General features: G+C 61.5%; 7 protein-coding genes. 5 read left to right on the top strand and 2 right to left on the bottom strand.

Annotation, left to right across the window (positions count from 1 at the left end; translation table 11 throughout):
- The coding region (gene nirB, locus AC1DLB_RS14050; protein WP_477785149.1) for a nitrite reductase large subunit NirB at window positions 1–2539 on the bottom strand (2539 nt) is incomplete at its 3' end.
- 786 nt (window positions 2540–3325) lie between these two features.
- Between nirB and AC1DLB_RS14045 the strand changes: the two genes are divergently transcribed.
- The 3 genes from AC1DLB_RS14045 to AC1DLB_RS14035 all read left to right on the top strand — a co-directional run bounded on the left by AC1DLB_RS14045 (window position 3326) and on the right by AC1DLB_RS14035 (window position 5515).
- On the top strand, window positions 3326–3931 hold the full coding sequence (locus AC1DLB_RS14045; RefSeq protein WP_018929005.1) for an SCO family protein: 606 nt from the start codon (window positions 3326–3328) through the stop codon (window positions 3929–3931).
- On the top strand, window positions 3931–4419 hold the full coding sequence (locus AC1DLB_RS14040) for a copper chaperone PCu(A)C (protein ID WP_018929004.1): 489 nt from the start codon (window positions 3931–3933) through the stop codon (window positions 4417–4419). The genes AC1DLB_RS14045 and AC1DLB_RS14040 overlap by 1 nt, the downstream gene beginning before the upstream one ends.
- Window positions 4420–4588: 169 nt before the next feature.
- A complete protein-coding gene (locus AC1DLB_RS14035) occupies window positions 4589–5515 on the top strand; it encodes a bifunctional 5,10-methylenetetrahydrofolate dehydrogenase/5,10-methenyltetrahydrofolate cyclohydrolase (protein WP_477743178.1) in 927 nt (308 codons plus the stop codon).
- A 161-nt stretch (window positions 5516–5676) separates the two neighbouring features.
- On the opposite strand, the gene AC1DLB_RS14030 is transcribed toward AC1DLB_RS14035, so the two are convergent.
- Entirely contained in the window at window positions 5677–6195 is a 519-nt protein-coding gene (locus AC1DLB_RS14030; RefSeq protein ID WP_064617629.1) for an SgcJ/EcaC family oxidoreductase, read from the bottom strand.
- Window positions 6196–6367: 172 nt separating this feature from the next.
- Here AC1DLB_RS14030 and AC1DLB_RS14025 point away from each other — a divergent pair, with 172 nt between their 5' ends.
- Entirely contained in the window at window positions 6368–7552 is a 1185-nt protein-coding gene (locus AC1DLB_RS14025) for a sensor histidine kinase (RefSeq protein WP_477743179.1), read from the top strand.
- Window positions 7549–8199 (top strand): response regulator, encoded by a 651-nt coding sequence (locus AC1DLB_RS14020; RefSeq protein WP_096480281.1) that lies wholly within the window; start codon window positions 7549–7551, stop codon window positions 8197–8199. The genes AC1DLB_RS14025 and AC1DLB_RS14020 overlap by 4 nt, the downstream gene beginning before the upstream one ends.
- Window positions 8200–8224 lie beyond the last annotated feature (25 nt).

The raw sequence follows: 8224 nt of genomic DNA, 5'->3' as shown, positions 1-8224 counted from the left end.
GGATAAGGTTGAGTTCGGCGGCCATGATCGGCCGGCGCTGACCGCGCTCCTGGACAAAATGAATGTCCGGGTCCGGGCGTTTATCGTTGACGAAGGTGCGGAAGCGCTTGAGTTTTTCCGGGTCTTTGAGGGCATTGGCCCATTCGCATTCGTAGCGGTTGACCACCAGTTGCATCTGCGACTCAAGTTCTGCGCCAAGCCCCAGGCTGTCGTTGATGATCACGTCCTTGAGGTAATCCAGCCCGCCCTCCAGGCTTTCGCGCCACACCGAGGTGCGCTGCAATTTATCGGCGGTGCGGATGTAGAACATCAAGAAACGGTCGATGTAACGGATCAGGGTTGCATCGTCCAGGTCGGTGGCGAACAACTCGGCGTGACGCGGACGCATGCCGCCGTTGCCGGCCACATAGAGGTTCCAGCCGTTCTCGGTAGCGATCACGCCCACGTCCTTGCTCTGCGCCTCGGCACATTCACGGGTGCAACCGGAGACGGCGAACTTGAGCTTGTGCGGCGAGCGCAGGCCTTTGTAGCGATCTTCGAGGGTCAGGGCCATTTTCACGCTGTCCTGCACGCCGTAACGGCACCAGGTGCTGCCCACGCAAGACTTCACGGTACGGGTCGACTTGCCGTAGGCGTGCCCGGTTTCGAAACCGGCCTCGATCAGCTCGGACCAAATGTCCGGCAACTGATGCAACTGCGCGCCGAACAGGTCGATCCGCTGGCCGCCGGTGATCTTGGTGTAGAGGTCGTATTTCTTCGCCACCACGCCGATCGCGATCAGTTTGTCGGCAGTGATCTCACCGCCAGCAATGCGCGGCACGACCGAATAGGTGCCGTTTTTCTGCATGTTGGCCATGAAGGTATCGTTGGTGTCCTGCAACGGCACCAGCGAGGCGTCCATGATCGGCTGGTTCCAGCACGAGGCGAGGATCGAGCCCACCGCCGGTTTGCACACGTCACAACCGGTGTGTCCACGGCCGTGCTTGGCCAGCAGCTCTTCGAAAGTGATCACCCCTTCTACCCGCACCAGCGCATAAAGCTCTTGGCGGGTGTAGGCGAAGTGTTCGCACAGGCTCTTGTCGACGCTGACGCCACGGGCAATCAGTTCATGCTCGAAGACTTGCTTGAGCAGCCCCGCGCAACCGCCGCAACCGGTGCACGCCTTGGTCTGCGACTTGAGCAGGCCCAGGTCGGTGCAGCCGCCATCGATGGCCGAGCAGATCGAGCCCTTGGTGACGTTATGGCACGAGCACACCGTTGCCGACTCGGGCAACGCGCCCGGGCCCAGGGTTGGCGTGCCGGCGGACGACGGCAGAATCAGGCTGGCCGGTTCCGACGGCAAGGCAATGCCGTTCTGCATGTATTGCAGCAAGGTGTCGTAATAGCTGTTGTCGCCGACCAACACTGCGCCAAGTACACGCTTGCTGTCGGCATCCACCACCAGGCGGCGATAGCTGGCCGTCGCTTCATCGATGAACTGATAACTGCGCGCGCCCGGTGTCTGGGCATGGGCATCGCCGATGGAGCCGACGTCAACACCGAGCAGTTTGAGCTTGGTCGACATGTCGGCGCCCTGGAACGGCTCGGCGGCTTGATTGCACAGCAGCGACGCCACGCCACGGGCCATCTGGTAACCGGGGGCGACCAGGCCGAAGAGGCTGCCATTCCAGGCGGCACACTCGCCGATGGCGTAGATGTTCGGGTCGCTGGTCAGGCACTGGTCGTCGATCACCACGCCGCCGCGAGGACCAATGTCCAGCGCGCATTGGCGGGCCAATGCATCTTGCGCACGGATGCCGGCGGAGAACACGATCAGGTCGGCTTCAAGAAATTCGTCGTTGGCAAAATTCATCCGGTAGCGGTACTGCTCGCCGGCACTGATCGACTGCGTGCCACGGGACAGGTGCACACCCACACCGAGCCGCTCGATTTGCGCCTTCAGCGCCAGACCGCCCTGCTCGTCCAGCTGCACCGGCATCAGGCGCGGGGCGAACTCCACCACATGGGCTTCCAGGCCCAGGCTTTTCAGGGCGTTGGCGGCCTCCAGACCGAGCAGGCCACCGCCGACCACCACGCCACGCCGGGCATTGGCCGCCGCAGCACGAATCGCGTCGAGGTCTTCAAGAGTGCGATACACCAGGCGCGAGTCGCCTTCGGCACCTTCAATAGGTGGCACGAAAGGATAAGAGCCGGTGGCCAGAACCAGTTTGTCGTAGGCGACGCAACCTTGCGCGGTAATCACCTGGCGCCGGGCGCGGTCGATTTCCAGCACCGGCACACCCAAATGCAGGGTGACGCCCGGCGTTTGATACAGGGAGGCTTCGCCCAGGGCCAGCGATTCGGCATCGCGACCGCCGAAATACTCGGACAGATGCACACGATCGTAGGCACGCATCGGCTCTTCGCTGAAGACATGCAGGCGGTAATGGTCGAGGGCGCCGCGCTCGATGAGCTGCTCGACACAATGATGTCCGACCATGCCATTGCCGATCACGATCAGCGTTTGCAGTTTGTTCAATGCGGCAACATTGGAATTCATAGTAAGCACCCAGCCAAAGCCAATCACGGATAAAAAAGCAAAAAAAAACGCCTGAAACCTCTCGGTTTCAGGCGTCTTTGCCTGTTCTTCGCGGTGTTCGACCTGGCGCCTTCGCCTGATCCACCGATGTTGCCCACGACCTGCCCGGCCGGTCGATCTTCGTTGATCGAGTGGGCTGCCCCTCTTTTTCAGATGAGGCTGAAGGGAGAATGCAGCCTTTGTGCCAGTCCGTAGCGCATGACTTCCTCAGTTCTGGAAAACCGACGGCTGAACGATGGGAGAGTTTGATAAAGACCGCGCCCCGGGCGGGTCTCATCAGGCGCGAGTCAACTTTGCAGGCCCCCGCGAGCGGGTGGGCGGACGTTGGGACTGAAGGAAGGAACAGCTCAGGAAACCGCTTCGCACTGGTGCATGTTGTCAGGCATGGCTCTTTAAAAGTGCATGCGCTACACCCTGCCGGGCATTTCCCGGTGCCATTCGGGCAAGCGTCAATGCCGATCTGTAGCAGCTGCCGAGCCTGCGAGGCTGCGTTCGGCTGCGCAGCAGTCGTCAAATCAGTAATTGCGGCTCGTCGCTGCTCAACTTACCGGCCCGGGTAAGCGTTGCCTTCAGCAGCATCGCGTATTTGTATTTTCAGATATATCGAGGCCGCGACCTTTTGGCGCATGCCGCCAAGCCATCGATTAAGCGTCACAGGGCAACAGTTTGTTAACATCCATGCGCTTTTTTTCGTCTGATTGATCAGCCACTGTAGATTCCCGGTCGCTACACAGGATGCTTTTGTTCATGAGTACGTTGTATACCCGTCGCACGGTCCTGCGCGGCATGAGCCTGCTGAGCCTCGGCCTGCTCGCTGGCTGCGATGACAGCAGCAAGCTGTCGTTCAAGTACGGCAAGGACCTCAGTGACAAGATCATGGGGCGTACCTTCAAGCTCAAGGACGCCCAGGGCGAATCCCGGATGCTGACCAGCTATCGGGGCCTGATGCCGATGGTTTTCTTCGGTTTCACCCAATGTCCGGCGGTCTGCCCGACGACGCTGGCCCGTGCGGCACAGGCGAAAAAACTGATGGGCCGCGATGGCGAACGCCTGCAAGTGATCTTCATCACCCTGGACCCCGAGCGCGATACGCCGCAAATGCTCGACGCTTACGTCAAGGCCTTCGATCCGAGTTTCGAGGCGCTGTACGGTACGCTGGAAGAAACCGCCGCCACCGCCAAGGAGTTCGGTGTGTTCTATGAAAAGATCCCGAGCGGTTCGACCTATACCCTCTCCCATACCGCGACCAGCTTCGTTTTCGACTCCCGAGGCAATTTGCGCCTGGGGCTGTCCGCGTCCCTTACCGCTAAAGAGTGTGCAGAAGACCTGCTCACCGTCATGGAGGTCTGCTGATGACTTCGATTTGCGCACCACGTATTAAACAGCTGGGTATCAAACAACTGGTCCTGGGTCTTTCCCTGATTGGCATGGCCTGGCAGGTGTCCGCTCAAACCCAGGTGAGCGACGCCTGGGTCCGCGCGACGGTGGCTGGTCAGCATTCGACCGGCGCCTTCATGACCCTGCAGGCCGACAGCGATAGCAAACTGCTCAGCGTGCAGTCGCCGGTAGCGAACACCGTGCAAATTCACCAATCCAGCATGAAAGACGATGTGATGAGCATGAGCCAGGTCGAGTCCGTCGCGCTGCCGGCCGGCAAACCGGTAAGCTTCGATCCCCATGGCTATCACATCATGTTGATGGATTTGACGGCCCAGGTTAAGGAAGGCGGCAAAGTGCCCCTGACCCTGACCGTGGAAAACGCCAAGGGCGAAAAAGAGACGATCACCGTTGACGCCGAGACTCAGGCGCTCGGCATGCCTGATCACAGCAAGATGCATTGAGAGTTCGATCCCAGCCTGTCTGATCGCAGGCTGGTGTTCCGGTGGCGTATGCCTGCCCTCACCTGATAGCCTGAGCACCCTTGCCTGCATGTCTCTGATGGATCATCGGCGCGTGAAGACGCCGCGATGATCACTTCACCCCCATTCAATCAAGACAACGGTGACTCTCTTGATCAGCAGCACCCCCACATTTGCCCGCGATATCGACGGCAAAGCCATTTCTGCCAAGGTTCTCGATGAGGTCCGGGAAGAGGTTCTGGCCCTGGCTGGCCAACAGATCTACCCCGCCCTGGCGGTCTTGTTGGTCGGCGACGACCCGGCCAGCCATGTGTATGTGCGCAATAAACTGCTGCGCGCCAAGGAAGTCGGTATCCGCTCCCTGGAATACCGCCTGCCGGAAACCGCCAGCCAGGCCCAGGTCCTGGAACTGATTGCACAACTCAATGCCGATCCCACGGTGAACGGCATCCTGGTGCAACTGCCCTTGCCGGCCCCTATCGATGAGCAGGCAGTGATTCATGCCATCGACCCGATCAAGGACGTGGACGGTTTTCACCGGGAAAACGTTGGCGGGCTGGTGCAAGGCATCGAAGTGCTGACTCCGTGCACGCCCAGCGGCTGCATGCGTCTGTTGCACGAAACCTGCGGTGATGACTTGAGTGGCTTGCACGCGGTGGTCATCGGCCGGTCGAACATCGTCGGAAAACCGATGGCGACCTTGCTGCTGCAGGCCAATTGTTCGGTCAGCGTGGTGCACTCGCGCAGCGTCGATGCCCCGGCGTTGTGCCGGTTGGCGGATATCGTGGTCGCCGCGGTGGGCCGGCCAACGTTGATCGATGCCAGTTGGCTCAAGCCCGGCGCGGTGGTGATCGATGTCGGCATCAACCGCATCACCAGCGAGTTCGGCAACCGTCTGGTGGGCGATGTCGACTACGCCAGCGCCCGCACCGTCGCCAGCGCGATCACCCCGGTTCCCGGTGGCGTCGGGCCGATGACCATTGCMTATCTGTTGAAGAACACCTTGATCGCCAGCCGGTTGCAACGCGCGGCACAGGCTCGCGGGCAGCAGCCTGAGGACGATCTGGCGTTGAACTGAGCATTGATCTGACCCCACAATCAGGATTGGTGTCCAACTTTTGGGGGCAGATCAACCTGTAGGAGCGAGGCTTGCCGCGAAGCTTTTGGCGTACTTGAGAACGCCTTCGCGGGCAAGCCTCGCTCCTACAGTGGGCCGTGTCGGTCTGGCACATCCTCTTTTTATTTCCCCGCGTGCAACACCTGCGTTTGCGGCATCGCCGAAGAGTGGTGGTTGAGAATCTTCCACTGACCGCCCACCTGCTCATAAACGAAGGTGTAACGCGCCTGCACCTGACGGGTCTTGCCATCGGCTTCGGTCAACGTAAAGGTGTAGACGCCACTGTCCATGGCCACGTTGGCGCCCAATGGGCGGATCTCACGGAAGTTGATCAGCCCTACCGGCTTGAGCGCCATGAAGTGATCGAAGTAGTCCTTGATCTGTGCCGGCGTGGTGCGCACCTGATTGGAAACCGTCGGTTGCAGCACCGCGTTCGGCGCATACAGGTCGACCACGCTCTGAACATTGCCACTCTTCAACGCGCTGTTCCAATGGTCAAACAGGGCGGCGATTTCACGATCCTTCGCGCTGGTCGGTTGCTGCGCCACGCTGCTGTAAACGTAAGGCACCGCTTCCAACGCCTGAGCCAACGGGGCGGTCAGGGCGAATAACAGGGCGATGGTCGAGGTCTTGAATTTCATTGCGCTATTCCAATGATGGTCGATGGGCACACTGTGCCGCCCTGAACGCGGCCCGCCATCGGCCAACCGGAGCCATCTGCCTATGCCATTCGGCAGATAGCGCCCTGCCCCGCTAACAAGGTTTAATAACGCCCCTGCCCGAACGGGCGTGCCGGCGCCGGAACCTGCCCCCATGCAAAACCCTGATCATGACCCCGGTAGCGCCCTGGCCATTCGCACTCAATATCGGCAGTCGCAAAGTCGCGCCGCGCGGCTGCGGCTGCTGGTGGATACCGGCCAGGAGCTGACCCAACTGGCTCCCGAGGCCATGCGCCAACGGGTGCTGCAACGGGCCTGCGCCTTCCTGGCCATGGACCACGCGCTACTGCTGGAATGGGACGTGGATGCGCAGGTCCGGACCACCGCCAGTCACGGCAGCCGCGATCGTTTGCACAGCCTCGAGCACCTCGCCGACACCGCGATGTGCGCACCGCAATGGCAGGAACAGCCGAGCGCGGATCTGCCCAATGTGTTGCGGGTGCCTTTACGCGGTGGCGATGGTGCCGCCTTCGGTGCGTTGGTGCTGGCCAACAGCGTCAGCATCAGCGCACCGGACACCGAAGACCTCGAATCCCTGCAACTGCTCGCCACCCTGCTCGCCGCGCACCTGGAAAACCAGCGCTTGCTCGACGCATTGGTGGCCCGCGAGCGCACCATGTCCGATCTGGTCCACCGACTGTTCCGGGCACAGGAAGACGAACGCAAACGCATGGCCTACGACCTGCACGACGGCCTGGCACAAACCCTCGCCGGGCTGCATCAACGCCTGCAAGGTTTTGCCGGTCGCTGCCCGCCATTGCCCGACGAACTCAGTGCGGACTTACAGACGATTCTTCAACTGGCCCAGCATTGCGTCGGTGAAGGCCGGCAATTGATCCGTGGCCTGCGTCCGACGGTGCTCGACGACTTTGGCTTGCTGAAAGCGGTCGACAAAGAGGCCGATCGCCTGCGCGAGGCCGGGATCAAAGTGAACTGGAGTGCACGTTGCGAAGCACGTTTGCCCAGCCAGGTGGAGATCGCCCTGTTCAGGATCGCCCAGGAAGGCATCAACAATATTCTCAAACATGCGCAGGCCAGCCACGTCGTGCTGGCGCTGCAACTGCATGACGGACACGCCTCGCTGCGGGTGGACGATAACGGCCAGGGCTTTGCCATGGAACAACCCCTCGATACCTGCGGCGCCCGGCACCTGGGGCTTGCCGCGATGCAGGAACGCGCGAGCCTGCTGGGCGGCGAGTTCACCTGCATCAGCCATGCGCACGGCGGAACGCAACTGCGCGCCACCGTCCCCTCCGGCCTGAATGGAACCCCTCAATGACTGACGTTATACGACTGGTGGTCGCGGACGACCATGAAGTCACGCGCACCGGCTTCGTCTCGTTGCTCGCCGGCCTGACGCAATTCGAAGTGGTCGGCCAGGCGTGCAATGGCCAGCAAGCACTGGACTTATGTGAACGTCTTTTGCCCGACATCGTCATCCTCGACATCCGCATGCCGGTGCTCAACGGGCTGGGCGCCGCACGCCTGCTTCAAGAGCGCCTGCCGAGCCTGAAAGTGATGATGTTCACCATGGACGACAGCCCCGATCACCTTGAAGCCGCCATGAACGCCGGTGCTGTGGGCTATCTGCTCAAGGATGCCAGTCGCCACGAAGTGATCGACGCCTTGCAACGTGTCGCCGCCGGCGAGCAGGCCCTCAACAGTTCAGTCAGCGCGCAGTTGCTGCGCCGCCTGACCGAGCGCAACGCCAGCGGCGCCGCCCCCGTAACCCTGACCCCACGGGAACGCCAGGTGCTGGGGCTGGTGGCCAGCGGCATGAGCAACCGTGAAATCGGTGCAAAACTCGGCATCACCACCGGCACGGCCAAAGCCCATGTGGAACGGGTCATCGGCAAACTCGGCGCCGCCGACCGCACCCAGGCCGCTGTGCGTGGTATTGCGCTGGGTCTGGTGACCCAGTCATGAAAGCGTCAAACGCCCGCCGCTGGGC

Source organism: Pseudomonas sp. 05N434, from assembly GCF_056396965.1.
The sequence above is the reverse complement of the archived record's forward strand: the minus strand, read 5'-3'. Positions and strand labels throughout refer to the sequence as shown.

Bases quoted from the DNA above. Each gene is read 5' to 3' on its own strand.
- AC1DLB_RS14045 (WP_018929005.1), top strand. From the start codon at position 3,326: ATGAGTACGTTGTATACCCGTCGCACGGTCCTGCGCGGCATGAGCCTG.
- AC1DLB_RS14040 (WP_018929004.1), top strand. From the start codon at position 3,931: ATGACTTCGATTTGCGCACCACGTATTAAACAGCTGGGTATCAAACAA.
- AC1DLB_RS14030 (WP_064617629.1), bottom strand. From the start codon at position 6,195: ATGAAATTCAAGACCTCGACCATCGCCCTGTTATTCGCCCTGACCGCC.
- AC1DLB_RS14025 (WP_477743179.1), top strand. From the start codon at position 6,368: ATGCAAAACCCTGATCATGACCCCGGTAGCGCCCTGGCCATTCGCACT.
- AC1DLB_RS14020 (WP_096480281.1), top strand. From the start codon at position 7,549: ATGACTGACGTTATACGACTGGTGGTCGCGGACGACCATGAAGTCACG.